Below are 26097 nucleotides of genomic sequence, written 5' to 3'. Positions count from 1 at the left end.
AAGGAAGACAATGGTGAACCTCGACCGGTCGCTGCTCGCCGATCTCAACATATTCGTGACAATCGTGCGGCGACAAAGCATGAAACACGCCGCCAACGAAATCGGAGTCTCAACATCCGCTATCAGTTATCGGACTACGTGAGTGACTTGTTCATATTGATACCGGTCACATGAAATCCTGTCGCGTCATAAACATGCTTGGCGCGCGCGTTGTCAGCGGCGACCCGGAGCTTGATTTGCCGAAAGCCGTCACGTTTTAGGTCCATCTCCAGCGTTGCTAACGCCAGCTTGCCGTATCCTTTTCCCTGAAACGAGGGAAAAATGTAGAAGTCCATAATGAATGCTACATGCTTCGCCGGATCCTGTTTGTACCAGAGATAGCCGAGAGGCTTGTCAGGACTGCAGACAGGATCGATCAGACACAGCAAGATCTGGTCAGTCGTATCGACACCTTCAGGCAAGTCCGAAGCCATTTCTCGTTTCACCTGATCAAGAGCGGCTACGTCAGAAAGACGATAACTTGATGCAACTTCCGCTGCGTAGTCAGGAATGAAGTAGCCGAGATAGGTCGGGAATTCGTCCTCTCGCATAGGCCGTAGTTGGAGCATGAAGATTCCTTTCACAGTATAGACCGAGATCGCGTCGAACGCCGCGCTTTCGCAGGAGGAACTTGTGAAATAATAAACTAATTGGGCATCGTTCGTGTAATCTTGATAGAGCTGAATGGAAGGTGGCTCATCGGTTGAACAGGAACTTTATGTCTCGGATTTCACTTCCGCGACAAGTGGTGCATTGGGAGTGAGTGCATTGCTTGATGGGGCGGCTTCTGTCGATTGCGACACGCAAGCCGCTTCCCCTTGAAGTTCGTGGGCGTCGATATGCATTGAGGCGTTTTTTCTCCATCCGCCGTGAAAATAGAGGACTATCGCCATCAACAGGGTCGATACCATTGCGGCTGGAAAGCTCAGCCAGAGCGCATCGGAACCAAGTTGTTCACGCAGGCCAATGGCGACGCCAAGGCGTACCGGATACATGGATACGAAAAGAATGATGAGCGGCCAGATAACCTGACCGTTTGCGCGCACGGTTCCGAAAAGAACCATCGATACGCCGAAGGCGATGAAGCCCCACGTCGCGATTTGTCCTATGTGCTGACCGATCGGGATTGCCGCACTGTCTGCGCCGAGAAATATCTGCATGGCTTGCCGGTCCGTGAGAAGCAGCAGAACAACAAGTGCTCCCGTCATCAGCACTGCGTAAACTGCCCCTATGCGGGTTATCGAGTTCACGCGATCCCATTTCCCTGCTCCGATATTCTGGGCGGCCATGGCGCTTACTGCGGCGCCCAGCGCCATTGCAGGCATCTGCACATAGGTCCAGAGCTGTTGTGTGGCGCCGAAGGCAGCCGTTGTATCGACGCCTTCGTGATTGACCAGTCGCATCATCGTCAGCATCGAGCTTGAAACGACAATCATCTGGATGCCCATCGGAAATCCTTTGGTGAAGATCAGCCGCAGCAGTTCCCGATCAGGGACAAGGAGCCACAATTCCCTGCCACGCAGGCGTAACGGAAGGTCGCGGTGGTAGATATAATAAAGCATTGCGGTCAGGCTTATGTAATTGGCAGCCGCTGTCGCCAATGCAGAGCCCGCAATACCCAGTGCGGGTAGCGGACCCCATCCCAGAATGAAGACGGGATTGAGGGCTATATCCAGCAGTACCGCCATTCCCATGAATATCAGCGGGGTCATGGCGTCACCACTGCCGCGCAGAGCCATCATCAGGATCGTCTGCATCAGGATTGCCGGCATGGCGAGAAAGGTGACTTGCAGAAATGCGCGGGCCAGCGGCTCGATTGTTTCAGGCGTTCCGAGCAGTTCAAGCACTTTGGGGGCAAGCAGCCAGCCAATGACGGCGACAACGATGCTGAGCGGCACGAAAGTGCCGACGGTGGTGCCCGCTATCGTACGCGCGGTTTCAACGTCGTGCCGTCCGAATGCCTGTCCGATCAGGATCGTCGATGCCATGCCGAAGCCGAATACGAAAGCAGTCAGCAGAAACATCACCAGATTGCCGTTTGTCGTTGCCGCAAGTGCATTCTCGCCAAGCAACTGACCGATCCAGATCGTATCGATTGACCCGTTCGCCGATTGCAAGATTGATGAGCCGAGTGTCGGCAACGCGAAGAGCAGTAAAGCCTGATTGATCGGGGCTGTCGTCAGGTCGATGCTCTGTTTCATGAAACCTCGTGATCGGACCGATATGTCGTGAATTAGAGCGCGTCTCGATCTGATTGAAGCAGATCGGCGCGTCTCAACTGTCTGTTTTGACACGCATCTGATCCGAAAACCGTTTCACACTTTTCGGGATGCACTCTAATTGCTTAAATAAATCCCGCGAATTCAAGCGGGGGAATCGTAATTTATTCTACTCAGGATTGATGTTGGCAGTTTGTGCACTGCTCGTAAAGTCACGGAAAAAAGTATCGGATGTGAGCAAAGCGGGGGGTGCGGCCGTTTTATGCCATTCCCAGCAATCAAAAGATTGCTAATATAAATTTGTAGCATGGAGGGGCTCTATCCATGAAAGGTCTGGCAGATAAGGCGGCGCAAAGTGCCGGCGAGAACAACGGCGATCCGCCGGCTGTTGAAGGGGTTGGTCAGCCATCACAGCAGAAGGCGGACGATACTGCCTCTGTTGGTGCGGAGCAGCTTGATTGGCTCGTTGCGATGATCAATCACGTGCCGGATTTCATCTATGCCAAGGACTTGCAGGGGCGGTTCCTGTTCGCCAATGATGCGGTGGTTCGCAACAACGGCCTTTCGGACATCAATGAACTTATTGGACTGACCGATTTCGATATTCATGGCGAAGCTGCGCTCACGGCCCGCATTTCCGAGATTGAAAAACAGGTCATGGAGAGCGGCCAGCCCGATCTTGGCTATGAAGAGCGCGCCATGCGCGGCGGAATGGATCGCTGGCTGATGATCTCGCGTGTGCCCTTGCGCGATAGAAACGGCAATATTATCGGCGTTGTGGGCGCGTCTCGTGACATTTCACTCAAGAAAAGGGCCGAACGCTTCATGCAGGTTCAGGCCCATATTCTGGAAATGACGGTAAGTGCGGTGGCCATACCGGATTTCGTCGATCAGTTGACCCATTTGCTGGAAGGTCTTGCCGCCGGTATTCGTTGTGTTGCCGTCGTTACCGGGGAGACCGCTGAAGATGTTGTCATTTCTGCACCTTCCCTGCCTCCTCTGGCGCTGGGTTTGAGAAACGGAGGTGAGCCAATTTCTCTCGCCGCGCTTGAAGCGGCACTGAAGACATTGGTTCCCGATAGTGAAGCCATATTCTCCATGAAAATTCCGTCCGCAGACGGGCAGGGGCACGGTGTTCTCGGCTTCTCGGTCGATGGCGACGCTTCGGATGATCGCGTCCTCACGGAGTTTTTCACCACTGCAGCCAGGATGAGCGGAATTGCCATCGACAGGCGTATCGCCGACGAGCGCATCCGCTATCTGGCCGAACACGATACGTTGACGGGTCTGGCTAACAGGGCTTTCCTGGAACGGAAACTTGAACAGATTCTCGAGCAGGCGTCGGCTCATTCTCAGCGAGTGGCCCTTGGCTTTCTCGATCTGGATCAGTTCAAGCCGGTCAACGATACGCTTGGTCATGCGGCGGGTGACAAGCTTCTGCAGCAGATTGCCGGACGGATTTCGCTATTGCTGCGCGACGGTGAACTTGCTGGTCGCATGGGAGGCGATGAGTTCATTCTTGTGTTGCAGGCGGATGATGGCGATTTCTGCTCCCTGCTGGATGAAATCAGACGGAAGATCAGCGAGCCGGTCGAGTTGGATGGCGCACATCTGGAAGTCACCTGCAGCATCGGTGTCGCCTGCTTTCCGAAACATGGTCGGTCGGCCGCGGAACTGTTCGCGGCTGCAGACGCTGCCATGTACGATGCCAAGGCGAAGGGCCGCAATGGTGTTAGCATCTATTCCGGCGAAATGTCGCGTGGCCTTGCTTCAGGCGGGAGCAAACAGTCGTAGCAATTGCGCAATATTCAGCTAATCCGGGTCTTGACGAACACGTCATAGCGCGTGCTTTTGCCGAGTATCTGATGAGATGGTTTGCGCAATCCAGCCATGGGTGCGGCGCGCAAGGGCCATTTCAGCACCACACGGTTCTGCGCTGCCTCCAGCGCAACCTGCATCAGCCTTTCGGCATCGGGATCGGTACCGACGATCTCGCGGATCTGGCGCATTTCCTTCTTGACGAGTGCACTATTGCCGCGGGGCGGGTGCATCGGATCGACCAGAACGACCTGCGGCTTCAGTTCCGGCAGGAGCAGACAAGAATCTCCCTGTAGAAGCGTCATGCGAGTGACAGTCTCGGCATAGCGCCCGCCTTCCGCCCCTGCGCGCGCCAGCCCCTCCGCCAGAAGGTTATGCATCGTTTCGGAGCGCTCGATCAAAGTCACCTTTGCACCGAGCGATGCCAGCAGGAAGGCATCTCGTCCGAGCCCGGCGGTCGCATCCACGATTTCAGGCATGACATCGCGCGTTATTCCGACAGCCTTGGCGAGAGCCTGCCCACGTCCTTCGCCGGAGCGAAACCGGTGGCCGACAGCGCCTCCGACAAAATCGACGATCAGCTCCGATGTATCTATTTTCTGCGACATGAATGCTCTCAGAAGGGGCAGGGTGCGGTGAACGTCACGTCGCGCCCGTCGGGGTGCCGGAAAGCCAGTTCTTCCGCGTGTAAAAGCAGACGGTCTGCGGCAGCGAGGGCCTCACCTTCGGCGTAGAATTCGTCACCGAGGATCACATGGCCGAGCGCTTTCATATGAACGCGCAACTGGTGCGTCCGGCCCGTCAGGGGAAAGAGCCGCAACCGGGTGCGTTCATCGCCCCTGTCCAGAACCTGCCAGCGTGTCTGCGCGGGCTTGCCATGATCATGGTCGACGCGATGGCGCGGTTTGTTGTCGGAATCTATCGCCAGTGGCAGGTCGATCAGCCCTTTATCATCTTCGACGCAGCCCCAGACCACGGCGATATAGGATTTTTGCGTTTTCCGGGCCTCGAACTGTGAGGCGATGGCGGCATGGGCCTTGCGGTTGAGCGACATCAGCACAAGGCCGGACGTATCCTTGTCGAGACGGTTGATCATCTGGGCTTGCGGAAACTGCTTCTGAACGCGTGTCGCAAGGCTGTCCGACAGTGCTGGATGGCGTCCCGGTACGGATAACAGGCCGCTCGGCTTGTCCAGCACAAGAACATCCGCGTCGCGATGAAGGATCGAGACATAGGGTTCCAACGGGGGATGATAGATGGGAGCATCGGCGGATAACACAGTCATAATGCTCTTCTAACATGGTTTGCGCGGTGCGGAGAAGCGCGCGCTCAATTCGGCAGCGACAAAGGGTCGACTATATTCATAGGATGGCTGACTGTTCGTGCGGGAAAACAAATGGCGGAGAGGGTGGGATTCGAACCCACGGTGGAGTTACCCCCACGCCGCATTTCGAGTGCGGTACTTTCGACCACTCAGCCACCTCTCCGCATTGTGCAATCCGGTTAAACGATCTATAAATCGCGCCGTCAAACAGCATCTAAAGCGAATGCTAAGTGTGTAGCGGCTCAATAACGGGCCAGCGCTGATTAGACAAGAGCTAATTTGCATTCCGTTGTGAAAATTCTTGACTTTTCTGCCGCTTCACACCTATAAGCACCAGACCTTGGGCGTGGGGTGATCCGCGCCTATTGTTTTGATTGCAGAATTTCGGGTTTCCGAGGTCGTAATCAAGGGCGCAGCCCACTCATCAACCGACTGATAAAAAGACGGCCCATCACTTCGACGCTAATGTCGTGGAAATGAGAGCCGGACCGAACAACCGAAAGGACAACAAATGTTCGCAGTCATCAAGACCGGTGGCAAGCAGTACCGCGTTGCCGCAAATGACCTGATCAAGGTCGAAAAAGTTGCTGGCGAAGCCGGTGACATCGTAGAATTCGCAGAAGTCCTGATGGTCGGCTCGACCATTGGCGCACCGGTCGTCGCTGGCGCTCTCGTCACCGCCGAAGTCGTTGAACAGGGCCGTGCCCGCAAGGTCATCGCGTTCAAGAAGCGTCGCCGTCAGAACTCGAAGCGCACCCGCGGTCATCGTCAGGAACTGACGACCATCCGTATCTCGGAGATCCTCACCGACGGTGCAAAGCCTTCCAAGAAGGCCGCCGAAAAGAAGGCTCCGAAGGCAGACGCCGCTGAAGGCGAAGCCGCAAAGCCGAAGAAGGCAGCGCCTAAGAAGGCTGCAGCCAAGGCCGAGTCGGCTGAGTAAGTAGAGAGATTAAAGGAGAACACCAATGGCACACAAAAAAGCTGGCGGTTCCTCGCGTAACGGTCGCGATTCAGAATCCAAACGCCTTGGCGTGAAGAAGTTTGGCGGCGAAGCTGTGCTCGCCGGCAACATCATCGTGCGTCAACGCGGCACGAAGTGGCATCCGGGCGCCAATGTTGGCCTCGGCAAGGACCATACGATTTTTGCAACCACGAACGGTTCCGTGTCTTTCCGTACGAAAGCCAACGGCCGCACGTACGTATCGGTTAACCCGATCGCGGAAGCAGCAGAGTAAGCCGGGCACTCTCTAAACACCGGCGTCCCATCGGACCCGGTGCAAATGGCAGCCTAGCCAAAAGATCGAAGGGAAGATGGGGCCACCATCTTCCCTTTTTGCATCTGGAGGAACGAAAAATGGTTGTCGAAGTTCTGGAAGAAGATTGTTACGACGCAAGCAGTAGCGAAAGAAGAGACAGTTACACAGATCTGTCGCCCGGCCGGGCCGATGAGATGGCCCCCGATCTGGCTTATGAATTAGACTGTCCTGTCCTCGTCACTGAAAGGCTGGTCCTGCGCCCGCCGCATGTCGAAGACGTGGATGCGATTTCCTATCTTGCCAATAACGCCCGCGTCTCCGGTATGCTTGCTCGTATGCCGCATCCATACACGCGTGAAAATGCCGTCGATTTTGTCGAGCGCGTGCGAAAAGGCGAGATGGGCAATTGCATCTACGCCATTACGCAAGCGGAAACCGGCATCTTTATGGGCTGCTGCGGCATCCATGCGCATAAGCACGGTGAGGGGCTGGAAATCGGCTACTGGCTGGGTGAGCCCTATTGGGGCCACGGCTTTGCCACCGAGGCCGCTCACGCCCTGATCGATCTGGCTTTCCGCGCAACGGAAATTGAGCGGCTTCATGTCTCGTGCCGGGCCAGCAATGGCGGCTCGCGCCGGGTGATCCACAAATGCGGGTTCCAGTTCAGCAACATGGGCATGGCGGATTCGCTTGCCGCAGGCAATGTGCCGGTCGAGCGCTATGTCCTCGATCGCCGCACCTGGATCGGGCTGAGAAGCTGGCAGTCATAAACAAAGGATCCTGCGTGCCAAACCTTATCGGCTCGGCCGCAGGACCGATAAAAACGGGGAATGAAATGATGGATACTCATGCAATCGCCCGCGAGAAGATCGTGGTGCGTGCGCTCGAAAAGGGCGATCTGCATCGCTATCGGGCCATAAGATTAAGCGCTCTGCAGCGTGCGCCACTGGCATTCGGTTCGAGTTTCGACGAAGAAAATGCCTATTCGGACAGCGTGTTCGCGCGTCGTCTGGAGCAGGTGAACGGCAATGTGGTTTTCGGCGCTTTCGATGGTGAAAACCTGTTGGGAACGGCAGGCATTTTCCGCCATGATCGCAAGTCAGAACGCCATCGCGGCACGCTCTGGGGCGTCTATGTGGCACCCGAAGCACGCGGGCTGGAGCTGGGCAAGGCTCTCGTCAGCAAGGTCATCGACCATGCCGCAAGTCAGGTCGTCGTTCTGGATGCCAAGGTGGTGGCCACGAACGAAGCCGCCAAACGCGTCTATTATGCACTGGGTTTCAAGACTTACGGCGTCGAACCCAAGTCACTTTATGTGCAGGGCCAGTATCTGGATCAGGAATTGATCTATATCGATTTCACCGATCCGGTCTGGAAAGACAAACTCGGGTAAAATCTGGCCTCCTCAACTGTTTGCAGGAGGCCGCTTTTGCTGTAATTGCAACACACCACATGCGGACACACGCCCGCATGTAACAAATTTCAGGGCGCCGCCGCCCAAAAGCCCGCCAGAGTGCGGGCATCCAAGAAGGTTACGTTCAGATGAAGTTTCTCGATCAGGCAAAGATCTACATCCGCTCCGGCAACGGCGGGGCGGGGGCGGTTTCGTTCCGCCGCGAGAAATTTCTCGAATTCGGCGGTCCTGACGGCGGCGATGGCGGACGCGGCGGCGATGTCTGGGTTGAGGCTGTAAACGGTCTCAACACACTGATCGATTACCGCTATCAGCAGCATTTCCGGGCCAAGACCGGCATGCATGGCATGGGTCGCAACATGACGGGCGGCAAGGGCGACGACGTTATTCTCAAGGTGCCGGTCGGCACGCAGATCTTCGAGGAAGACGACGAAACGCTGATCTGCGACATCACCGAAATCGGCCAGCGCTACCGGCTGGCCAAGGGCGGCAATGGCGGCTTCGGCAACCTGCATTTCACGACCTCGACCAATCGCGCGCCGCGCCGCGCCAATCCCGGACAGGACGGCATCGAACGCACCATCTGGCTGCGCCTGAAGCTGATCGCCGATGCCGGCCTGGTCGGCCTGCCCAATGCTGGGAAATCTACTTTCCTTGCAAGCGTGACAGCAGCCAAGCCGAAGATTGCCGACTATCCTTTCACCACGCTGCATCCCAATCTGGGCGTTGCGCGTGTGGATGGTCGCGAATTCGTTATCGCCGATATTCCGGGCCTGATCGAAGGGGCGAGCGAAGGCGTCGGCCTTGGCGACCGTTTCCTCGGTCATGTCGAGCGCACGCGCGTTCTGCTGCATCTGGTTTCCGCGCAGGAAGAGGATGTAGCAAAGGCTTACAAAGTCATTCGCGGCGAGCTGGAAGCGTATGAGCATGGTCTGGCCGACAAGCCGGAAATCGTGGCGTTGTCGCAGATCGATACGCTCGATCCGGAAGCGCGCAAGGCCAAGGTCAAGGCGCTGAAAAAGGCATGCGGGCGCGAGCCGCTGCTGCTTTCAGCCGTCAGCCATGAAGGTCTGAACGATGCTCTGCGCCAGCTCGCAAGTGTCATCGACCAGAGCCGCGCGGCAGAGGCCGGTACGGCGGAAGCCGAAGAGTAAGCATTGACAAGGTGCGGCGAGGGGAATGAAGCATGCTGAAGAAACTGAAAGACTATCGCCGCATCGTTGTCAAAATCGGGTCCGCCCTTCTGGTGGATCGCGCAACCGGTCTGAAGCGCGACTGGCTGGAAAGCCTCGGGCAGGATATTGCGGCTCTTCATCATGCGGGCGTCGAAGTTCTGGTGGTTTCTTCCGGTGCTATTGCACTTGGACGCACGGTTCTGGGGTTGCCAAAGAAGGCGCTTAAGCTTGAGGAAAGTCAGGCGGCTGCCGCCGCAGGCCAGATCGCGCTCGCCAAGGCCTATGCCGATGTGCTCGGCGGTCATTCCATCCGTTCAGGCCAGATTCTCGTCACGCTTTCCGATACGGAGGAGCGTCGCCGCTATCTCAATGCGCGCGCGACCATCGAGACGCTGTTGAAGCTGAAGGCGGTGCCGGTCATCAACGAGAACGACACGGTGGCAACCACTGAAATCCGCTATGGTGACAATGATCGTCTGGCCGCACGTGTGGCGACCATGATGGGCGCGGACCTGCTGGTCCTGCTGTCCGATATTGACGGACTCTATACGGCTCCGCCGCACAAGAACCCGGAGGCGGAGTTTCTGCCTCTGGTCGCAACCATCACGCCGCAGATCGAAGCCATGGCCGGAGCGGCAGCGTCGGAACTGTCGCGCGGCGGCATGAAGACCAAACTCGACGCAGGCAAGATCGCCAATGCTGCAGGAACCGCGATGATTATCACGTCGGGCACGCGCTTCGGACCGCTTTCGGCAATCGACCGCGGGGAGCGCGCAACGCTGTTTGAACCGGCGCGTGCGCCGGTCAATGCCTGGAAAACCTGGATTTCCGGCAATCTTGAACCGGCTGGCCGTCTGACGGTGGATGCCGGTGCAGCCAAGGCGCTGAAATCCGGCAAATCGCTATTGCCTGCGGGTGTGAAGGAAATCGACGGCCAGTTCGAGCGCGGCGATACGGTTGCGGTGATGAACGAGGACGGGCGGGAAATTGCGCGCGGACTGATCGCTTACGATGCCGAGGATGCGCGCAAGATCGCAGGCCATAAAAGCGATGAGATCAGTGAAATTCTTGGCTATGATGCCCGCGCGGCGATGATCCATCGCAACGATCTGGTGGTGCGTGCTGCCAGCAATACGGAAGTTGCATAAAGGGGGAAGAGGATGTTGAACAAAGTGGACGCCGAAACTGACATTGCAGCCATCATGGCGAAGGTTGGCCGTAAAGCTCGGCAGGCAGCGGCTCCGCTTTCCATCGCTTCGCCTCAACAGAAAAACAAAGCTTTGCTTGCCGCCGCCGATGCGATGCTCGCGAGCAAAGATGCCATTCTTGAAGCCAACAAGCTTGATCTGGCTAATGCGGAAAAGAGCGGCATGGCCGCGTCTTTCGTCGATCGTCTGACGCTCGATGACAGCCGGATCGTCGCCATTGCGGAAGGCATTCGCACCATCGCCGCCCTGCCTGATCCGGTAGGCGAAGTGATTGCCGAATGGGATCGTCCGAATGGCCTCCATATCGAGCGCGTGCGCACGCCACTCGGTGTGATCGGCGTCATTTATGAAAGCCGTCCCAATGTGACGGCCGATGCCGGTGCTCTGTGCCTGAAGGCAGGCAATGCCGTCATTCTGCGCGGCGGCTCGGATTCGGCGCATTCGTCGGCTGCCATTCATAGAGCACTGGTCGCGGGGCTTGAAGCAGCCAACCTGCCTGCCGATGCGATCCAGATCGTGCCGGTGACCGACCGTGCCGCTGTCGGCGAAATGCTGAAAGGTCTGGACGGTGCGATTGACGTGATCGTGCCGCGCGGCGGTAAAAGCCTTGTTGCGCGTGTTCAGTCGGAAGCACGGGTGCCGGTCTTCGCGCATCTGGAAGGCATCTGCCATCTTTATATCGACAAGTCCGCCGATCTCGACATGGCCCGCAAGATTGCGGTCGATGCCAAGATGCGGCGCACCGGTATTTGCGGCGCGGCGGAAACGCTTCTGGTGGATCGTGCTGCGGCTTCGACGCATTTGGCGCCGATCCTCGAAGATTTGGCTGCCAAGGGCTGTGAAATTCGCGGTTCGCAGGACGTGCTGGCGCTTTATCCGGCGGCAAAGCCTGTCACGCAAGAGGATTGGTCGACCGAATATCTCGATGCGATCATCTCCGTCGCTCTGGTTGACGGCATTTCGGGCGCAATCGAGCACATCAACCGCTACTCCTCACACCATACGGAAGCAGTCGTGGCGCAAGATGCGGAGGCGGTTGCACGTTTCTTCAACGAGATCGACTCGGCCATTCTCCTGCACAATGCCTCGACGCAATTTGCCGATGGCGGCGAGTTCGGCATGGGTGCGGAAATCGGCATCGCCACCGGCAAGATGCATGCGCGTGGGCCGGTTGGCGTGGAGCAGCTCACCTCGTTCAAATATCGTGTGCGCGGCGACGGGCAGATTCGTGGTTAGATTTGGCATGATCTTATCCGATCGAAGCGGGAGCAGAAATCAGTCCAGCGGACTGATTTCCCCGCGTAGGCGGTTCCCACTTTTCGGGATCATCCCCTGATGAAATTCGGCTTCGGTCTTTCCGCATTGAAGGAACAATATCCTGGTGTCGATGCGCATTATCTGCGCATGCCGCATGTCGAGAAGGGTATGGCGGTAGGGTTGTTCGGTGGCTCGTTCAATCCGCCGCATGGCGGGCATGCGCTGGTGGCTGAAATTGCCATCCGGCGGCTGAAGCTCGACCAGCTCTGGTGGATGGTAACGCCCGGCAACCCGCTGAAGGATAGTCGCGAACTGGCGCCGCTCGTAGACCGGCTGAAGCTGAGCGAGGAAATCGCCTCAGATCCGCGCATCAAGGTGACGGCGCTCGAAGCGGCCTTCAATGTGCGTTATACGGCGGATACGCTGGCGCTCATCCGCGATGCCAATCCCGGTGTCCATTTTGTCTGGGTCATGGGAGCGGACAATCTCGCCTCCTTCCACCGCTGGCAGCGCTGGCGCGAGATTGCGCAGAATTTTCCGATTGCGGTCATCGACCGACCGGGTTCAACGCTGGCCTATCTGTCGTCACGCATGGCGCAGACATTCTCCGACAGTCGCGTCGATGAACAATATGCGCCGATGCTGGCGCGGCGCACGCCTCCGGCCTGGACCTTCATCCATGGACCGCGTTCGTCGCTTTCCTCCAGCGCCATCCGTAAATCCCGTACTTGATCTTGATGTTTTCGTGACGATTTCGACAAGATATATGCAAAACCGGCGAATAAACCGAAAAAGTGAACGGGCAGGAAAAGCCGATACTCTTGAAACAAAACAGGGACTCTGCCTATTTTAGGGTGTGTGGTGCTTATCACTGCCGCACGGCGTTGTTCTGGTAAGAAAGGGAATACACTGAGAACAGCAATTGAGAAGAAGGCTCATCACGCGCCTTCAACGGTCAGGATGGACGAGTCCGATCTCGTGTCCCAGACCTTCGACGCGGCCTTGGCCAGTCTCGAAAACTCCAAGGCGGAATCCATCATCCCCATCGACATTCGCGGAAGATCAACGATCGGCGATTATATGATCGTCGCGTCGGGCCGTTCGCATCGCCATGTGACGGCGGTTGCCGACCATCTCCTGCAGGCCCTGCGTGAAGCAGGCTGCAAGGATATACGGGTCGAAGGTCTCGAGAGTGGCGACTGGGTTCTCATCGATACCGGCGATATCATCGTCCATGTCTTCCGACCGGAAGTCCGTGACTTCTACAATCTCGAGAAGATCTGGCTCGATGAGGGGTTCGACGGATTCGACACCGAACGTGCGCCGGGATTGGTGCACTAATTCGATGAATTGAGAGCGTCATGCGTGTGAGTGTTTTTGCCGTGGGCCGGATGAAAGCCGGCCCCGAACGGGAACTGGTCGAGCGTTATTTCGACAGATTTTCGAAATCTGGACCGCCATTGGGGCTTGAATTCGCCGGTGTGAGCGAAATTCCCGAAAGCCGGGGCCAGACGGCAGAGTTGCGCAAGGCAGAAGAGGCAGAGCGTATTCATGAAGCTCTTAATAATGGTGCTGCCCTGATCCTGCTTGACGAGCGTGGCAAGGCGCTCGGATCGGAAGCTTTTGCGGATCGCATCGGGCGGATGCGTGACGACGGCAAGCGCCAGCTCATCGTCGCCATCGGTGGGCCGGACGGCCACGATCCGGCATTGCGATCTCGCGCCGACCTTGTTCTGGCGCTCGGCGAATTGACGTGGCCGCACCAGATCGCCCGCATCCTGATTGCCGAGCAGCTTTATCGCGCCGCCACCATTCTGGCGGGCCATCCCTATCATCGTTCGTGAAATGCATAATGCAGGCGTACGCAGCCGCGTCCCAGCGTCTTGGCACTGAGGAGGACGGGGCTTGCCCTGAAGCCGGTGGCCGGAAACAGCGGTACGCCGCCGCCGATCAGTTCGGGGATGAGGTAGATTTCGATTTCATCCAGCGCGCCGCGTTCCAGAAATGCCATTTGCAATTGCCCGCCGCCCAGCATCCAGACATCGCCATCGTCGAATGCCCGCAATTCGGTGATCAGCGCATCCACGTCCTGACGTATTTCGAGCGGTCCTTTCGGATTCTTGATCGGCTTTGATGTGACAACAATGGTTCTCTGATCGCCATAGGCCCAGGGTGCATCGCTTTCGGCGATGAAGTCATAGGTTCCCCTGCCCATCACAACAGTACGTATTCCTTTGATGAAGGTGCGGTAATCGTGCTCCCCCATGTCTCCACCGTCATATTTGAACAGCCAGTCGAGGCTTCCGTTCTCGGCGGCAATAAATCCGTCGAGACTGACGGCGATGTAGCCGACAATCCTTGCCATAATAAACGCTCCTGTTGATTTATAAATGAATATACGTTTATATATTGCCCATGGCAAGAACCAAATCCGTGCCCGATGAGGCAGTACTCGACCGATTGATGGCTGTTGTGGCTGAAGCAGGCCCTGATGGGCTTACCTTTGCGCGGGCTGCAAAGGCCGCCGGGCTTTCCGCTGCAACGCTCGTCCAGCGTTATGGCAACAGTCAATCCATGCTTGAGGCGGTGCTGTTGCGGGCGTGGGATCTGCTCGATGCGGCAACGCGCACAGCCGATGAAAACGCTGCACGCACGCCGCAAGGTGCAGTCGATCTGCTGATGGCGCTGATGCCCTGTGATACTGCGGAATATAACGCCACAGATGGGCTTCTTCTTCTGCGTGAAGACATTCGAAACCCGGTCTTGCGGGCACGGGGAGCGGCATGGGGCCTTTATCTGGCAGATGCACTCGGGCGGCGGCTTTCCGGCGACACGACAAAAGCCGAGCGTCTCGGCTGGCAGATGGCAAGTATCTGGCAGGGCGCGCATATCTGGTGGGCTTTCACGCGTTTCGAGGCATCGGAAGTTGCGATCCGGCGCATGCTCCTGGAGTGGCTGGAGACCATCCGGTGTGCCGGTTCGCTCGATCACCGTTCGTAGCGCTGTTCATTTCCTTGACAATAGGCTGAAATCTTAGGATTGCTCCCGGCATGAAATGCATTTGATTGGGCATAATGCATTGTTTTATTAGAGTGAACTAAAGTGCTTGGGGGAATATTGAACAGGCCTACCGTTATAACGCTATCGACCATTCCGCCGCGTTTTGATCTTTTGAAGCCGACTCTTTTGTCGCTTCTGTCGCAAAGACTGAAAGCCGAGGAAATCCGCCTTTATATACCGCACAAGTACAGGCGGTTTCCCGATTGGGATGGACGCCTGCCCGAAGTGCCTGCCGGCATAACGATTGTCCGCTGCGAGGAAGATCTCGGACCTGCTACCAAGGTTCTGCCAGCCGCCCGCGATCTCAAGGGGCGGGACGTGGATATTCTGTTCTGCGACGATGACAAGATTTACGATGCCAATTGGCACCAGCGTTTCAAGACGGAAGCCGCGCACAAGCCGGGCCATTGCATTATCGAGGTCGGGGAAACATTTCCCGATATTGCCGATGCGGGCAGACCCGCCGACCGGCTCCCGCGCAGCCGCTGGAAGCCCAAGGACTATAAATACAGAATGAAGCGCGTCGCTTCCCTGTTTCTGCACAAGCCGGACCGGAGCATGCCCGGCTATGCCGACCAGATTTCCGGCTTTGCCGGGGTTCTCGTCCATCCGGAATGGTTCGATGAGCTGTTCTACGATATCCCCGACATCATGTGGACCGTGGACGATCCCTGGATCTCCGGCCATCTTGAAAGACGCGGGATTCCGATCTGGGTGATCGGCCAGAACTGTCGCCGTGCCGAAGGCAAGGGGAGCGGGGTGAGTGCTCTTCTGAACCATGTCGAGGGCGGGCAGGATCGTGTGCATGCCGATCTGCTGGTCATCGATTATTTCCGGCAGCACTACGGCATCTGGAAAAAGACCGAAAAGATCGATGAAAAAGCGGCGCTACGCACCACATCCATGCGCGAAATGATGCGGCGCAGAAAAGCCGAGCTTGGTCTGGTCGATTCATAAGGAAGGTCCGAAGGGACTTTCTGAATGTAGTTGGCAATTTGAGTGGCGCTGAGGGGTGGCACTCGGTTCGGCATTGCGATCGACCGAGTTATGGTTGATGGTTCGTTAACGGGTTCGGGCTAGTTTCGGCTCTGAATTTGGCCTTGTTTCCTCCTGATAGAACACGCATGTACCCTGTACGCCTTTTCAAAAGACCACGATTGCTTGCTTTCGCGCAGGCTGGCCTCGTTTTGGCTGGCGTGTTCGCGTGCGCGCCGTCGGTGCTTGCGCAGGAAGCCTTGCAGCAGCAGCGCGATCAGGCGGCGAGCGAATATGAAAAGCTCAACAGCGAACTCACCGTCACCGGCGACAAGCTGAAACAGCTTGAAGACGAGGTGGCCGGGCTCAAGAAGGACCAGGCGACCATTACCGCAGCGCTGATCCAGTCGGCCAAGACCGACAAGAAGCTGCAGCAGGATATTGCCGACATTGCCGACAAGCTGACCGCGCTGCGGGAGCAGGAAGACGGCATTCGCTCGTCGCTGCGCGCAAGGCGCGGCGTTCTGGCGGAGGTGTTGGCCGCCTTGCAGCGCATGGGGCTGAACCCGCCGCCCGCCATTCTGGTGCGGCCGGACGATGCTCTGGCTTCAGTGCGCAGCGCCGTGCTTCTGGGCGCTGTCGTGCCTGAAATGCGCAGCCAAGTGGAAGAACTGACCGGCGACCTGAAGGATATGCAGCGGGTCACTGCTTCCATCACCGAAGAACAGGAAAAGCTGAAGACGACGCGCACGGTTCAGGCCGAAGAGCAGAAACGGCAATCACTTCTTCTTGAGGAGAAGAAGAAACTGCAGTCGCAATCCGAACAGGAAATCGACGCGCAGCGCAAGCGCTCGGAAGAACTGGCAGCCAAGGCAGGCAGCCTGAAGGACCTTATCGACGGCCTCGACAAGCAGATGGCGGGCGTGCGCGATGCAGCCGAAGCCGCACGCAAGGCAGAGGCGGATCGCCTTGCTGCAGCAAGGGAAAAGGCGGGGGAATCGACGCCGGACGACACGCATCTGCGGGCCCAGATCGATTTTGCCTCGCTTCAGGGCAAGCTTGCCCTGCCTGCGGCTGGCAAGACCATGCGCCGCTTTGGCGAGAAGGATGGCGTCGGCGGTTCCATGATGGGGCAGGTGGTCGAAACCTTGCCCTCCGCCACGATTACGTCACCTTCCGATGGCGTGATACTTTACGCGGGCAAATTCCGTTCTTACGGGCAGCTATTGATACTCGACGCGGGCAATGGATATCATGTCGTCATGGCTGGCATGGGTCGAATCGACGTATCGCAAGGCCAATTTGTACTTGCAGGAGAGCCGGTCGGTGCAATGGGTGAAAAACTTCTCGCAAGTGTTGCGCCGATAGAGGTGGGCAATGGCGCGCCATTGCTTTACATTGAATTTCGAAAGGATGGAAAACCCGTCGATCCTGCCCCTTGGTGGACCGAACGGCTTTCTGGAAGGACGTGAAAATGATACGTAAACTGTCGCTGCTGTTCGCCGGGGCCCTTCTGGGGGCGTCAGCCATGGTGATGGTCCAGGGCGCGCCGGCTTCCACTGCTTTTGCGGCAGGGAAAGATAGCGATGTCTACAAGGAACTGGCTCTGTTCGGCGATATTTTCGAACGGGTGCGCGCGCAATATGTGACGCCGCCGGACGACAAGAAGCTGACTGAAAGCGCGATCAACGGCATGTTGACCTCGCTCGATCCCCATTCCTCCTATCTCAACCCGGAAGCCGCGCAGGATATGCGCGTGCAGACCAAGGGTGAATTTGGCGGTCTCGGCATCGAAGTCACCATGGACAACGATCTCGTGAAGGTCATCGCACCGATCGACGATACGCCAGCTTCCAAGGCTGGTGTGCTGGCAGGTGATCTCATCACCAAGATCGACGGGCAGGAAGTTCGCGGGCTGACGCTGACCGATGCGGTGGACAAAATGCGCGGTGAAATCGGTTCGCCTATCGAGCTGACGATCCAGCGCCAGGGTGTCGACAAGCCGATCACGCTGAAGATTGCCCGCGCCGTCATCAAGGTGAAGGCCGTTCGTTATCGCGTCGAGAACGATATCGGTTATCTGCGCGTCATCTCGTTCACCGAACAGACCTCCGAGGATCTGAAGAAGGCGATCAAGGATATTCAGGACAAGATTCCCGCCGACAAGCTCAAGGGCTTCGTGCTGGATCTTCGCCTCAATCCGGGCGGCCTGCTTGATCAGGCTGTGGCCGTTTCCGATGCGTTCCTCGACAAGGGCGAAGTCGTCTCGACGCGTGGCCGCGATCCGCAGGACGTCACACGCTTCGATGCACGCAAGGGCGACCTGACCGACGGCAAGCCGGTTATTGTTCTGATCAATGGCGGTTCGGCCAGTGCGTCGGAAATCGTTGCCGGTGCTTTGCAGGATCATCGCCGCGCCACCGTGCTCGGTACGCAGTCCTTCGGCAAGGGTTCGGTGCAGACGATCATTCCGCTTGGCGAAAACGGTTCGCTGCGTCTGACGACGGCGCTTTATTACACGCCGTCGGGCAAGTCGATCCAGGGCAAGGGCATCACGCCTGACATCAAGGTCGACCAGCCTTTGCCGCCGGAACTGAAGGGCGAGGATGTCGTTCGCGGCGAATCCGAACTCAAGGGGCACATCAAGGGCAATGCCGAAGATGATGATGGCTCCGGTTCGTCGGCGTATGTTCCGGCTGATCCGAAGGACGACATCCAGCTCAACGAAGCCTTCAAGCTCCTGCGTGGCGAAGTGGCCAATGCCGCATTCCCGCCGGATCCGAAGAAGGGTGTGTTGAACTGATCGCTCCATGCTGGATCTGAACAGCCCGTTAGGACTGGATAAGAAACCGCAAAAGCGCGGGGGCTCACGCTCCCGCGCTTTTCGTTCTTCTGTGACAGGTCTCGCCGTCGTGGTGGGGCTTTGCCTTGCCGGTGGTGCGGTGTTCGCCATTTGGCAGAGCAATCAGGCAAATTTCCGCAAGATCGAAACCGCTGCTGTGGAACCGTCGCAAGTCGAAGCGCCAGCCCTCGGGACGAAGGCCCAACCTGCAACCGGCAATACGCCACCGCCCGGTGGTAGTGCGCTGCGCGGAACGAACGGTCAGCCGGGGCCTGCCATCATCAAGGTCACACCCGATATGCCGCCCGGCATGCCAAGCGTCACTGCCGGTACGGCGCAGGGTAATGTGATCGTGGTGCAAAATGCACATCAATCCGGGCAGGATCAGCGCGTCGCCCATCTGCCGGAACAGGCGCTGGTTGAGCAAAGCCCCACCGGACCACTTCCGGTGCGTGGGGCAGACGGTCTGCGCCCGATGGACGCCTATGCGGTTGGCTGGTCCGGCGCGCGCGGTGCTCGGGTCGCCATCGTCATTGGCGGACTTGGATTGTCGCAGACTGGCAGCATGGAGGCAGTTGACAAGCTTCCGCCGGAAATCACGCTCGGATTTGCGCCGCAAGGCAACAGCTTGCAGCGCTGGATGCAGGCAGCCCGGCAAAACGGTCATGAACTTGTGCTGCAACTGCCGATGGAACCGTTCGATTATCCGCGTGTCAATCCCGGTCGCAATACGCTGACGGTTGATGACGGCTTTGAGAAAAATCGGGCTTCATTGCGGTGGGCGCTGTCGCGGATGACCAATTATGCTGGTGTCATGAATTATATGGGCGCACGTTTTACATCCCAGACGGAAGCGTTTTCGCCGGTGCTGGGCGAGATTGGAAACCGCGGCCTGTATTATCTGGATGACGGCACGTCGGCGCGCAGTCAGGCCGACCGGATCGCTGCGAGCGACGCTGTGCCTTTCGCTGCCGCCAATGTTTTGATCGATGCAGCGCAAGAGCGCCGCGCCATTCTCGATCGCCTCGATGAACTGGAGCGGACCGCGCGCGCCAATGGCAGCGCCATCGGCACCGGCTCGGCCTTCGCGGTGACCGTCGATGCGGTTGCTGAATGGGCCAATGAGGTCAAGAAGCGCGGCATCGAAATCGTTCCCGTTTCGGCGCTGGTTCGCGACCCGGAACGGCAATAACATATCATGGAGAATGTCATGTCGAAGCACAAAGGTCCTGTCGATCCTGAAAGTTTGCCCTACCGCCCATGTGTCGGACTTATGGTGCTGAACAAGGCCGGTCTGGTCTGGGCTGGCCGTCGTATCGTCATTCCCGGCGACGAGATGGACGGCGCGACCCAGCTCTGGCAGATGCCGCAGGGCGGCATCGACAAGGGCGAGGACCCGATCGAAGCAGCTATCCGCGAACTCTATGAGGAGACCGGCATGAAGTCGGTATCGCTGCTTGCAGAAGCGCCGAACTGGATCAACTATGATCTGCCGCCGCATCTGGTTGGCCAGGCGCTCAAGGGCAAGTATCGCGGCCAGACGCAGAAATGGTTTGCCTATCGGTTCGAGGGCGACGAGAGCGAGATCGCCATCAATCCGCCGCCCGGCGGGCATACGGCCGAGTTCGACCGCTGGGAATGGAAGCCGATGGTCGAGCTGCCGGAACTGATCGTTCCCTTCAAGCGCAAGGTTTACGAGGAAGTTGTCGCCGCGTTCCGGCATCTGGTCCCGTAATTTCCTGGCCCATCCTCAAAATGCGCTGCAGTTTTAGGGTGAGCTCAAATTTTCCTGCCCCTCTTGTGCGCGTGACCAACATATTGTCAACTCGCTCCAGGCGCGCCAAACGGTTGCGTTTTGAGAGGGAGAAAAGCGCATGGATGTTGGAAGTCTTCTCGTATTTCTTTTCGTGGGTCTCATCGCCGGCTGGCTGGCCGGTAAGGTTGTGCAGGGTGGCGGTTTCGGCCTGATCGGCAATATCATTGTCGGCGTGATCGGCGCATTCTTTGCGGGCTGGCTTTTGCCGCGTCTCGGATTTTCCGTTGGCGGAGGGATTATCGCCGCGATCGTCAACGCCTTTATAGGTGCTGCCATCCTTCTGATTATCCTGCGCATCGTCAAACGTGCGTGAGCATCAGATCAATTGCCTGGCCCGGCCTTTTTGAGCCGGGTCGTTTCCTTTCTCGAAGTTCACTGAAATGACACCGAATTCCAAACTGTCGCTCGGTCTGGTTCTCACGGCAGCGGCGGGTTTCGTCGATGCGATTGCCTTCCTGCAACTGGGCGGTTTCTTTGCATCCTTCATGAGCGGCAACACCACGCAGCTTGGTGTCGCGCTCGCGGGGCAGCCTGGCGTGCAAGGCACGGTGCTGATCTGGTTCCCCGCGATCCTGATTGTTCTTTTCTTCGGTGGCGCCTTCTTCGGCACACTTGTCGTGCGTGCGTATGGGCGCTGGGGCAGTCTCTATGTAATGGCAAGCGTCGTCGTGATCTTGCTGCTGGTCGGTGTGCTACGGGGCGAGGGTGCGATGCTTGTCCAGCCGGTGCTGTTGCTTGCCGCAGCCATGGGTGCACAGAATGCTGCGGTGCAGCCTATCGGGGCTGCGCGTCTCGGCGTGACCTATGTGACCGGAACGCTCTTCAATGCTGCCGCCGATCTTGCCTGTTCGCTGCGTGGTGAAACGCCGAAATGGCGCTGGCTGCAGCATGTGGCGGTCTGGCTGTCCCTGATGCTGGGCGCTGTTGGCGGCGGTCTCGGCCATTATTTCATCGGCCTCGACGCCTTGTTCGTTCCGGCTGCGATGATCGTCGGCGTCATGATCGCTTATATGAAGCTCAATTGATTTAGCTGAAAAGCGATTTTTCGCTTTCGACCAGTTCGGAAATCAGGGCCGATATGGCGGTGACGCGCCGCAACGTGCGGGCGGATTCATGATAGGCGAGCCAATAGGCGCGGCGGATAACCCGATCCGGCAAAATGGGTACGAGATCTGGATCGGCGCGAGCGATGAAGGCGTGCAATATGCCGATGCCCGCACCGGCCCGCACGGCTTCGACCTGTCCAAGCGCGCTCGATACTTCGAAGGCCGGTTTCCAGTCGCGGCTGATCTCTGGCGCATAGGCCAGCGACGGATTGATGACGAGATCCTCCACATAGCCGATAAGCCGGTGTCGGGCGAGATCGTCAGTGGTTTCCGGCGTGCCGTTTTCTTCCAGATAGCTGCGATGCGCATAGAGACTGAGCGTGTAATCGACGAGCCTGCGCGCAATAAGCCGCCCCTGTTCCGGGCGTTCGACCGTAATGGCGATATCCGCTTCGCGGCGCGACAGCGAAAACGAGCGCGGCACCGGCACCAACTGGATGGTAAGATCGGGATATTTCTGTGTCAGCCGTGCCAGCCGGGGCGCCAGAAAGTTGACCCCGAAACCGTCTGGCGCGCCGATGCGCACCGTGCCGGATACGGCAATATCAGCATTGCCGACCTGCGAGCGGGCGGAAAGCATTTCGGCTTCCATGCGTTCGGCAGCAAGCAGAAACTCCTCGCCGGCCTGTGTCAGCGTCGAGCCGTTGGTGCGGCGTGTCAGAAGCGTGGTGGACAGCGCCGTTTCAAGCGCGGTCAGCCGTCTGGCCACAGTCGTGTGGTTGAGGCCCAGCCTTTTGGCCGCACCCAGAATCTGGCCTGAGCGGGCGACGGCGAGAAAAATGCGAATATCGTCCCAGTTCATGATGCTCTCTGCGTGAATATGTTTCCTGATTACTATAAAATTTGCACAACGGATACGCTTTTCAGCGTCTTGCAATCACGAATTTGCAGAGTCAAGATGGCGCCAACGATGGGAGCCGTGCGGCTCCTCAAGGCGATCATCAGGGAGGTTCTTCGATGCGCAATATCGGACATTTCATCGGCGGCAAGCACGTTGCCGGTAATAGCGGTCGCACTGCCGACGTTTTCCAGCCGCTTGACGGCACGGTACAGGCGAAAGTGGCGCTGGCCACCAAGGCTGAAGTGCGCGCCGCCGTTGAAAACGCCAAGGCTGCACAGCCAGCCTGGGGCGCGACCAATCCGCAGCGCCGCGTCCGCGTCCTGCGCAAGTTCATCGAACTGGTCGAAGCCGAATATGACAGCCTGGCCGAATTGTTGGCCCGCGAACATGGCAAGACGATTGCCGACGCCAAGGGCGACATCCAGCGCGGTCTGGAAGTGGTGGAAGTCTGCCTCGGTTCCGCGCATATGCTGAAAGGCGAATTCACCGACAATGCCGGTACGGGCATCGACACCTATTCCATGCGCCAGCCGCTCGGTGTTGTTGCGGGCATCACGCCGTTCAACTTCCCGGCCATGATCCCGCTGTGGAAAGCCGGTCCGGCGATTGCCTGTGGCAACGCGTTCATTCTGAAGCCGTCCGAACGCGATCCGGGCGTCCCGATGCGCCTTGCTGAACTGTTCATGGAAGCAGGCCTTCCGGCTGGCATCTTCAATGTGGTCAATGGCGACAAGGATTCGGTCGATGCACTGCTCGATGATCCGGAGGTGCAAGCCATCGGCTTCGTCGGCTCCACGCCGATTGCCCAGTATATTTATGGTCGCGGCTGCTCGAACGGCAAGCGCGTGCAGTGCTTCGGCGGCGCCAAGAACCATATGCTCATCATGCCCGATGCCGATATGGACCAGACCGTCGATGCGCTTATCGGCGCCGGTTACGGTTCGGCTGGCGAACGCTGCATGGCAATTTCCGTTGCCGTTCCGGTCGGTGAAGACACCGCCAACCGCCTGATGGAAAAGCTGATCCCACGCGTTGAATCGCTGAAGATCGGCACGTCCACCGACAATTCTGCCGATTACGGCCCGGTTGTCACGCAGGCTGCTCTTGATCGCATTCGCGGTTATGTCGATCTCGGCATCGAGGAAGGCGCGAAGCTGGTCGTCGATGGACGTGGCTTCAAGATGCAGGGCTATGAAAACGGCTTCTACATGGGCGGCTGCCTGTTCGACAACGTGACCAAGGATATGCGCATCTATAAGGAAGAGATCTTCGGCCCGGTTCTCTCGGTCGTTCGCGCCAAGAACTACGAGGAAGCGCTTGCTCTGCCGAATGAACATGAATTTGGTAACGGCGTTGCCATCTTCACCCGCGACGGCGATGCGGCCCGCGATTTCGCCAGCCGCGTTCAGGTCGGCATGGTCGGCATCAACGTGCCGATCCCGGTTCCGATCGCTTATTACACCTTCGGCGGCTGGAAGGCTTCCGGCTTCGGCGATCTCAACCAGCACGGCCCGGATGCATTCCGCTTCTACACCAAGACCAAGACCGTCACCTCGCGCTGGCCGTCTGGGGTTAAGGATGGGGCAGAATTCGTCATCCCGACGATGAAGTAACCCCAGACGATTCTTTGCTTGCGCGTCCTCGCTTCGCTGCGGGCGCGCGGCATGGTGTGAATGACGGTGCCGAGTTTGTCATCCCGACGATGAAGTAAGCAATGCGCTGATCACCTCGTCCTTCGATGAACTCAGGATGAGGTGATAGGCACTTTACTGTCCCCCAAGCGAAACCCCGCCCTTGTGGCGGGGTTTTTGTTTCAGGGATGAGGCAGAGGAAATCCGTGCCGCTCTGCAAGGGCGGCCAATATCTTGTGCGGGTCGCCAATCAGCGAACGCCCTTCATGCATACCGGTCTCGAATGCGGAGCGGTCACCGTCCTTCAATATCAGCAAGGGCAGGTTTTGGTTGTCTTCACCTGCCAGTGCTATGACGGATTTGCGCGGGCGCTGCCAGTCGACACGTTCTATATCCAGCCTGCTTCCCAGTTCCGGAAATGAAGCCAGAACACCCTCGATCAGCGCGCAATGCCAGCAATAGAAAAGCTGGACGGGATAAGCCGGGTCTTCAAAGCCCGGTTTCAAGAGAAAAAGTCTGTCCTGATTCATGCTGTTTACCCAAAGGCTCAAAGCCCACTGCAAAAAGGGTGATACATGGCCCAAAATCGCTGCCTTTGGAATAGATTTCCAAGTCAGGCGTTCACAATGAATATATAGCTTGATCCCGATTGCAAGAGCTCAACTTTTCCGATTCTCGCCCTAAATAAACAAAACTTGAAGTCCGATCATCACTATCAGGAGTTCCGCTCATGAGCGAAAAGATCAATCGCCGTATCGTGCTCGCATCGCGCCCCGATGGTCGACCGACCGCAGAAAACTTCCGGCTGGAGGAAGCGGCGATTCCCAGCCCCGGTGACGGCGAGGTTCTCCTGAGACTGCGCTATTTGTCGCTCGACCCCTATATGCGTGGGCGTATGAGCGCGGCCAAATCCTATGCTGCGCCGGTGGCAATCGGCGACGTGATGGAGGGCGGCACGGTCGGTGAGGTCGTCGAAAGCAAGAGCGCGGGCTTTGCTCCGGGCGATATCGTGCTTTCCCATTCCGGCTGGCAGGATTATGCGATCGCCGATGTCTCGACCTTGCGCAAGCTCGATCCAGAGGAAGCGCCTGTAACGACAGCCCTTGGTGTTCTCGGCATGCCGGGTTTTACCGCCTATTCCGGTCTGCTCACCATCGGCCAGCCGAAGTCCGGCGAAACCGTCGTGGTTGCTGCGGCAACCGGGCCGGTCGGTTCCGCTGTGGGACAGATCGCCCGGATGAAAGGCGCGCGTGCCGTCGGCATTGCGGGCGGGGCGGATAAATGCAAGGCCTTGATTGATGAGTTCGGCTTCGACGTGGCCGTCGACCATCGTCGCGAGAACTTCGCACAGGAACTGGCGCAGGCTTGCCCGAAGGGCATCGATGTTTATTTCGAGAATGTCGGCGGCAAGGTTTTCGAGGCGGTGTTTCCACTGTTGAACCAGTTTGCGCGTATGCCGGTCTGTGGCCTGATTGCGCAATATAATCGGAGCGGTCCTTTCGATGGCCCGGATCGCCTGCCATTGGTGATGCGCGACATCCTGTCGAAAAGCCTGACCATTCGTGGCTTCATCCAGCGTGATTTTGCCGACCAGAGGCCCGCTTTCTATCATGACATGGCGAAATGGATTGCGGATGGTCAGGTGCGTTATCGGGAGGATATCGTCGAAGGGCTGGAGAACGCGCCGAAAGCCTTCATTTCCCTGCTGGAAGGCGGTAATTTCGGAAAGCTGATCGTGAAGCTCGCATGAGACTGCAATAAACTGCTTGCAGAACGGTCCTTTGGGCGTGATGCTGTGCCTGTCAATTTTATTCGACAGGCAGGCAGAGCATGGGCGAGCGCCAGCAGGCGGGCATAGGGGAAGGCGGCGGGCCGGGACGCGAGCGTCAGGAAGAGGCCCGGCGTATTCTCGACCGGCTCGAACGCGAGCAGACCGGTGCCGAAGGCATCATGCGGCGCGGGTTTTCCCGCACGGCGCAGCATCTTTCCGCTGCCGATGCGCCCGAAAATGATCCCATCGAGCTTTGGGCCACGCGTGTCGGGCGTGGGCTCGGCTTCCTCATCACGCTGGCGATCATCGTCTGGCTCATTTTCTATCTCATGCAAAGCTAGGTAC

Annotated in this window: 30 protein-coding genes and 1 tRNA gene; 23 read left to right on the top strand and 8 right to left on the bottom strand. The window is 58.0% G+C overall.

From position 1 onward, the window contains the following. The first annotated feature begins 10 nt into the window (after nucleotides 1–10). Nucleotides 11–142 carry a LysR family transcriptional regulator gene (locus tag ACYSN1_RS19365; protein WP_461727162.1) on the top strand — a complete coding sequence of 44 codons (132 nt, stop codon included), beginning with the start codon at nucleotides 11–13 and terminating at the stop codon, nucleotides 140–142. Here ACYSN1_RS19365 and ACYSN1_RS19360 read toward each other — a convergent pair. Together ACYSN1_RS19360 and ACYSN1_RS19355 are read right to left on the bottom strand one after the other, a co-directional pair. Continuing rightward, nucleotides 135–608, bottom strand: coding sequence for a GNAT family N-acetyltransferase (locus ACYSN1_RS19360; protein WP_461727150.1), 474 nt, complete (start codon nucleotides 606–608; stop codon nucleotides 135–137). The two genes, ACYSN1_RS19365 and ACYSN1_RS19360, sit on opposite strands and share 8 nt — an antisense overlap. 147 nt (nucleotides 609–755) lie before the next feature. Next, on the bottom strand, nucleotides 756–2240 hold the full coding sequence (locus tag ACYSN1_RS19355; RefSeq protein ID WP_461727149.1) for an MATE family efflux transporter: 1485 nt from the start codon (nucleotides 2238–2240) through the stop codon (nucleotides 756–758). Nucleotides 2241–2582: 342 nt separating this feature from the next. Between ACYSN1_RS19355 and ACYSN1_RS19350 the strand changes: the two genes are divergently transcribed. Beyond that, nucleotides 2583–4052: a diguanylate cyclase domain-containing protein gene (locus ACYSN1_RS19350; protein WP_461727148.1), complete on the top strand. Its 1470-nt coding sequence runs from the start codon at nucleotides 2583–2585 to the stop codon at nucleotides 4050–4052. Between the two features lie 14 nt (nucleotides 4053–4066). On the opposite strand, the gene ACYSN1_RS19345 is transcribed toward ACYSN1_RS19350, so the two are convergent. From ACYSN1_RS19345 to ACYSN1_RS19335, 3 genes are all read right to left on the bottom strand, one after another. Then, a complete protein-coding gene (locus tag ACYSN1_RS19345) occupies nucleotides 4067–4684 on the bottom strand; it encodes a class I SAM-dependent methyltransferase (RefSeq protein WP_461727147.1) in 618 nt (205 codons plus the stop codon). An 8-nt stretch (nucleotides 4685–4692) separates the two neighbouring features. Continuing rightward, nucleotides 4693–5361, bottom strand: a complete 669-nt coding sequence (locus ACYSN1_RS19340; protein WP_461727146.1) for a pseudouridine synthase — start codon at nucleotides 5359–5361, stop codon at nucleotides 4693–4695. A gap of 112 nt (nucleotides 5362–5473) precedes the next feature. Further along, a tRNA-Ser gene (locus ACYSN1_RS19335) sits at nucleotides 5474–5563 on the bottom strand. Between the two features lie 348 nt (nucleotides 5564–5911). Here ACYSN1_RS19335 and rplU point away from each other — a divergent pair. The 10 genes from rplU to rlmH all read left to right on the top strand — a co-directional run bounded on the left by rplU (nucleotide 5912) and on the right by rlmH (nucleotide 13554). Further along, on the top strand, nucleotides 5912–6340 hold the full coding sequence (gene rplU, locus ACYSN1_RS19330; RefSeq protein WP_461727145.1) for a 50S ribosomal protein L21: 429 nt from the start codon (nucleotides 5912–5914) through the stop codon (nucleotides 6338–6340). A gap of 25 nt (nucleotides 6341–6365) precedes the next feature. Further along, entirely contained in the window at nucleotides 6366–6635 is a 270-nt protein-coding gene (gene rpmA, locus ACYSN1_RS19325) for a 50S ribosomal protein L27 (RefSeq protein ID WP_109369860.1), read from the top strand. A gap of 119 nt (nucleotides 6636–6754) precedes the next feature. Next, complete coding sequence (locus tag ACYSN1_RS19320) at nucleotides 6755–7426, top strand: GNAT family N-acetyltransferase (protein ID WP_461727144.1); 672 nt, start codon at nucleotides 6755–6757, stop codon at nucleotides 7424–7426. A gap of 65 nt (nucleotides 7427–7491) precedes the next feature. Then, nucleotides 7492–8049, top strand: a complete 558-nt coding sequence (locus tag ACYSN1_RS19315) for a GNAT family N-acetyltransferase (RefSeq protein WP_461727143.1) — start codon at nucleotides 7492–7494, stop codon at nucleotides 8047–8049. A 149-nt stretch (nucleotides 8050–8198) separates the two neighbouring features. Then, entirely contained in the window at nucleotides 8199–9224 is a 1026-nt protein-coding gene (gene obgE / locus ACYSN1_RS19310) for a GTPase ObgE (protein ID WP_176038586.1), read from the top strand. Between the two features lie 32 nt (nucleotides 9225–9256). Continuing rightward, complete coding sequence (gene proB, locus ACYSN1_RS19305) at nucleotides 9257–10393, top strand: glutamate 5-kinase (protein ID WP_461727142.1); 1137 nt, start codon at nucleotides 9257–9259, stop codon at nucleotides 10391–10393. 12 nt (nucleotides 10394–10405) lie between these two features. Then, entirely contained in the window at nucleotides 10406–11689 is a 1284-nt protein-coding gene (locus ACYSN1_RS19300) for a glutamate-5-semialdehyde dehydrogenase (RefSeq protein WP_461727141.1), read from the top strand. A gap of 99 nt (nucleotides 11690–11788) precedes the next feature. Next, nucleotides 11789–12442 (top strand): nicotinate-nucleotide adenylyltransferase, encoded by a 654-nt coding sequence (locus ACYSN1_RS19295; protein ID WP_461727140.1) that lies wholly within the window; start codon nucleotides 11789–11791, stop codon nucleotides 12440–12442. A gap of 228 nt (nucleotides 12443–12670) precedes the next feature. Then, nucleotides 12671–13051, top strand: a complete 381-nt coding sequence (rsfS, locus tag ACYSN1_RS19290; RefSeq protein WP_461727139.1) for a ribosome silencing factor — start codon at nucleotides 12671–12673, stop codon at nucleotides 13049–13051. Nucleotides 13052–13071: 20 nt separating this feature from the next. Then, on the top strand, nucleotides 13072–13554 hold the full coding sequence (rlmH, locus tag ACYSN1_RS19285; protein ID WP_461727138.1) for a 23S rRNA (pseudouridine(1915)-N(3))-methyltransferase RlmH: 483 nt from the start codon (nucleotides 13072–13074) through the stop codon (nucleotides 13552–13554). On the opposite strand, the gene ACYSN1_RS19280 is transcribed toward rlmH, so the two are convergent. Beyond that, on the bottom strand, nucleotides 13542–14075 hold the full coding sequence (locus ACYSN1_RS19280; RefSeq protein ID WP_461727137.1) for a dihydrofolate reductase family protein: 534 nt from the start codon (nucleotides 14073–14075) through the stop codon (nucleotides 13542–13544). The genes rlmH and ACYSN1_RS19280 overlap by 13 nt on opposite strands. A gap of 50 nt (nucleotides 14076–14125) precedes the next feature. On the opposite strand from ACYSN1_RS19280, the gene ACYSN1_RS19275 reads away from it, so the two are divergent. The 8 genes from ACYSN1_RS19275 to ACYSN1_RS19240 all read left to right on the top strand — a co-directional run bounded on the left by ACYSN1_RS19275 (nucleotide 14126) and on the right by ACYSN1_RS19240 (nucleotide 21428). After that, the gene (locus tag ACYSN1_RS19275) at nucleotides 14126–14710 is read left to right on the top strand and encodes a TetR/AcrR family transcriptional regulator (RefSeq protein WP_461727136.1); all 585 of its coding nucleotides are present in this window, start codon (nucleotides 14126–14128) and stop codon (nucleotides 14708–14710) included. Between the two features lie 117 nt (nucleotides 14711–14827). Beyond that, on the top strand, nucleotides 14828–15727 hold the full coding sequence (locus ACYSN1_RS19270) for a glycosyltransferase family 2 protein (protein ID WP_461727135.1): 900 nt from the start codon (nucleotides 14828–14830) through the stop codon (nucleotides 15725–15727). Between the two features lie 167 nt (nucleotides 15728–15894). Beyond that, complete coding sequence (locus tag ACYSN1_RS19265) at nucleotides 15895–17217, top strand: murein hydrolase activator EnvC family protein (protein WP_461727134.1); 1323 nt, start codon at nucleotides 15895–15897, stop codon at nucleotides 17215–17217. A 2-nt stretch (nucleotides 17218–17219) separates the two neighbouring features. Continuing rightward, on the top strand, nucleotides 17220–18548 hold the full coding sequence (locus ACYSN1_RS19260) for a S41 family peptidase (RefSeq protein WP_461727133.1): 1329 nt from the start codon (nucleotides 17220–17222) through the stop codon (nucleotides 18546–18548). Between the two features lie 7 nt (nucleotides 18549–18555). Continuing rightward, complete coding sequence (locus ACYSN1_RS19255) at nucleotides 18556–19779, top strand: divergent polysaccharide deacetylase family protein (RefSeq protein WP_461727132.1); 1224 nt, start codon at nucleotides 18556–18558, stop codon at nucleotides 19777–19779. Between the two features lie 18 nt (nucleotides 19780–19797). Further along, nucleotides 19798–20322: an RNA pyrophosphohydrolase gene (locus ACYSN1_RS19250; RefSeq protein WP_461727131.1), complete on the top strand. Its 525-nt coding sequence runs from the start codon at nucleotides 19798–19800 to the stop codon at nucleotides 20320–20322. A gap of 139 nt (nucleotides 20323–20461) precedes the next feature. Continuing rightward, a complete protein-coding gene (locus tag ACYSN1_RS19245; protein ID WP_029929435.1) occupies nucleotides 20462–20716 on the top strand; it encodes a GlsB/YeaQ/YmgE family stress response membrane protein in 255 nt (84 codons plus the stop codon). A 67-nt stretch (nucleotides 20717–20783) separates the two neighbouring features. Further along, the gene (locus ACYSN1_RS19240) at nucleotides 20784–21428 is read left to right on the top strand and encodes a YoaK family protein (RefSeq protein ID WP_461727130.1); all 645 of its coding nucleotides are present in this window, start codon (nucleotides 20784–20786) and stop codon (nucleotides 21426–21428) included. A gap of 1 nt (nucleotide 21429) precedes the next feature. On the opposite strand, the gene ACYSN1_RS19235 is transcribed toward ACYSN1_RS19240, so the two are convergent. Continuing rightward, on the bottom strand, nucleotides 21430–22311 hold the full coding sequence (locus ACYSN1_RS19235) for a LysR family transcriptional regulator (RefSeq protein WP_461727129.1): 882 nt from the start codon (nucleotides 22309–22311) through the stop codon (nucleotides 21430–21432). Between the two features lie 155 nt (nucleotides 22312–22466). On the opposite strand from ACYSN1_RS19235, the gene ACYSN1_RS19230 reads away from it, so the two are divergent. Beyond that, nucleotides 22467–23963, top strand: coding sequence for a CoA-acylating methylmalonate-semialdehyde dehydrogenase (locus ACYSN1_RS19230; RefSeq protein ID WP_461727128.1), 1497 nt, complete (start codon nucleotides 22467–22469; stop codon nucleotides 23961–23963). 200 nt (nucleotides 23964–24163) lie between these two features. On the opposite strand, the gene ACYSN1_RS19225 is transcribed toward ACYSN1_RS19230, so the two are convergent. Next, nucleotides 24164–24511 carry a DUF3088 domain-containing protein gene (locus ACYSN1_RS19225; RefSeq protein ID WP_461727127.1) on the bottom strand — a complete coding sequence of 116 codons (348 nt, stop codon included), beginning with the start codon at nucleotides 24509–24511 and terminating at the stop codon, nucleotides 24164–24166. Nucleotides 24512–24711: 200 nt separating this feature from the next. On the opposite strand from ACYSN1_RS19225, the gene ACYSN1_RS19220 reads away from it, so the two are divergent. Then, on the top strand, nucleotides 24712–25731 hold the full coding sequence (locus ACYSN1_RS19220; RefSeq protein WP_461727126.1) for an NADP-dependent oxidoreductase: 1020 nt from the start codon (nucleotides 24712–24714) through the stop codon (nucleotides 25729–25731). Between the two features lie 80 nt (nucleotides 25732–25811). Next, complete coding sequence (locus ACYSN1_RS19215) at nucleotides 25812–26093, top strand: hypothetical protein (RefSeq protein WP_461727125.1); 282 nt, start codon at nucleotides 25812–25814, stop codon at nucleotides 26091–26093. The last annotated feature ends 4 nt before the right edge of the window (nucleotides 26094–26097 follow it).

It is taken from the genome of Brucella sp. LJL56 (assembly GCF_054871705.1).
The sequence above is the reverse complement of the archived record's forward strand: the minus strand, read 5'-3'. Positions and strand labels throughout refer to the sequence as shown.

Bases quoted from the DNA above. Each gene is read 5' to 3' on its own strand.
- ACYSN1_RS19365 (WP_461727162.1), top strand. From the start codon at position 11: ATGGTGAACCTCGACCGGTCGCTGCTCGCCGATCTCAACATATTCGTG.
- ACYSN1_RS19360 (WP_461727150.1), bottom strand. From the start codon at position 608: ATGCTCCAACTACGGCCTATGCGAGAGGACGAATTCCCGACCTATCTC.
- ACYSN1_RS19355 (WP_461727149.1), bottom strand. From the start codon at position 2,240: ATGAAACAGAGCATCGACCTGACGACAGCCCCGATCAATCAGGCTTTA.
- ACYSN1_RS19350 (WP_461727148.1), top strand. From the start codon at position 2,583: ATGAAAGGTCTGGCAGATAAGGCGGCGCAAAGTGCCGGCGAGAACAAC.
- ACYSN1_RS19345 (WP_461727147.1), bottom strand. From the start codon at position 4,684: ATGTCGCAGAAAATAGATACATCGGAGCTGATCGTCGATTTTGTCGGA.
- ACYSN1_RS19340 (WP_461727146.1), bottom strand. From the start codon at position 5,361: ATGACTGTGTTATCCGCCGATGCTCCCATCTATCATCCCCCGTTGGAA.
- rplU (WP_461727145.1), top strand. From the start codon at position 5,912: ATGTTCGCAGTCATCAAGACCGGTGGCAAGCAGTACCGCGTTGCCGCA.
- rpmA (WP_109369860.1), top strand. From the start codon at position 6,366: ATGGCACACAAAAAAGCTGGCGGTTCCTCGCGTAACGGTCGCGATTCA.
- ACYSN1_RS19320 (WP_461727144.1), top strand. From the start codon at position 6,755: ATGGTTGTCGAAGTTCTGGAAGAAGATTGTTACGACGCAAGCAGTAGC.
- ACYSN1_RS19315 (WP_461727143.1), top strand. From the start codon at position 7,492: ATGATGGATACTCATGCAATCGCCCGCGAGAAGATCGTGGTGCGTGCG.
- obgE (WP_176038586.1), top strand. From the start codon at position 8,199: ATGAAGTTTCTCGATCAGGCAAAGATCTACATCCGCTCCGGCAACGGC.
- proB (WP_461727142.1), top strand. From the start codon at position 9,257: ATGCTGAAGAAACTGAAAGACTATCGCCGCATCGTTGTCAAAATCGGG.
- ACYSN1_RS19300 (WP_461727141.1), top strand. From the start codon at position 10,406: ATGTTGAACAAAGTGGACGCCGAAACTGACATTGCAGCCATCATGGCG.
- ACYSN1_RS19295 (WP_461727140.1), top strand. From the start codon at position 11,789: ATGAAATTCGGCTTCGGTCTTTCCGCATTGAAGGAACAATATCCTGGT.
- rsfS (WP_461727139.1), top strand. From the start codon at position 12,671: ATGGACGAGTCCGATCTCGTGTCCCAGACCTTCGACGCGGCCTTGGCC.
- rlmH (WP_461727138.1), top strand. From the start codon at position 13,072: ATGCGTGTGAGTGTTTTTGCCGTGGGCCGGATGAAAGCCGGCCCCGAA.
- ACYSN1_RS19280 (WP_461727137.1), bottom strand. From the start codon at position 14,075: ATGGCAAGGATTGTCGGCTACATCGCCGTCAGTCTCGACGGATTTATT.
- ACYSN1_RS19275 (WP_461727136.1), top strand. From the start codon at position 14,126: ATGGCAAGAACCAAATCCGTGCCCGATGAGGCAGTACTCGACCGATTG.
- ACYSN1_RS19265 (WP_461727134.1), top strand. From the start codon at position 15,895: ATGTACCCTGTACGCCTTTTCAAAAGACCACGATTGCTTGCTTTCGCG.
- ACYSN1_RS19260 (WP_461727133.1), top strand. From the start codon at position 17,220: ATGATACGTAAACTGTCGCTGCTGTTCGCCGGGGCCCTTCTGGGGGCG.
- ACYSN1_RS19255 (WP_461727132.1), top strand. From the start codon at position 18,556: ATGCTGGATCTGAACAGCCCGTTAGGACTGGATAAGAAACCGCAAAAG.
- ACYSN1_RS19250 (WP_461727131.1), top strand. From the start codon at position 19,798: ATGTCGAAGCACAAAGGTCCTGTCGATCCTGAAAGTTTGCCCTACCGC.
- ACYSN1_RS19245 (WP_029929435.1), top strand. From the start codon at position 20,462: ATGGATGTTGGAAGTCTTCTCGTATTTCTTTTCGTGGGTCTCATCGCC.
- ACYSN1_RS19240 (WP_461727130.1), top strand. From the start codon at position 20,784: ATGACACCGAATTCCAAACTGTCGCTCGGTCTGGTTCTCACGGCAGCG.
- ACYSN1_RS19235 (WP_461727129.1), bottom strand. From the start codon at position 22,311: ATGAACTGGGACGATATTCGCATTTTTCTCGCCGTCGCCCGCTCAGGC.
- ACYSN1_RS19230 (WP_461727128.1), top strand. From the start codon at position 22,467: ATGCGCAATATCGGACATTTCATCGGCGGCAAGCACGTTGCCGGTAAT.
- ACYSN1_RS19225 (WP_461727127.1), bottom strand. From the start codon at position 24,511: ATGAATCAGGACAGACTTTTTCTCTTGAAACCGGGCTTTGAAGACCCG.
- ACYSN1_RS19220 (WP_461727126.1), top strand. From the start codon at position 24,712: ATGAGCGAAAAGATCAATCGCCGTATCGTGCTCGCATCGCGCCCCGAT.
- ACYSN1_RS19215 (WP_461727125.1), top strand. From the start codon at position 25,812: ATGGGCGAGCGCCAGCAGGCGGGCATAGGGGAAGGCGGCGGGCCGGGA.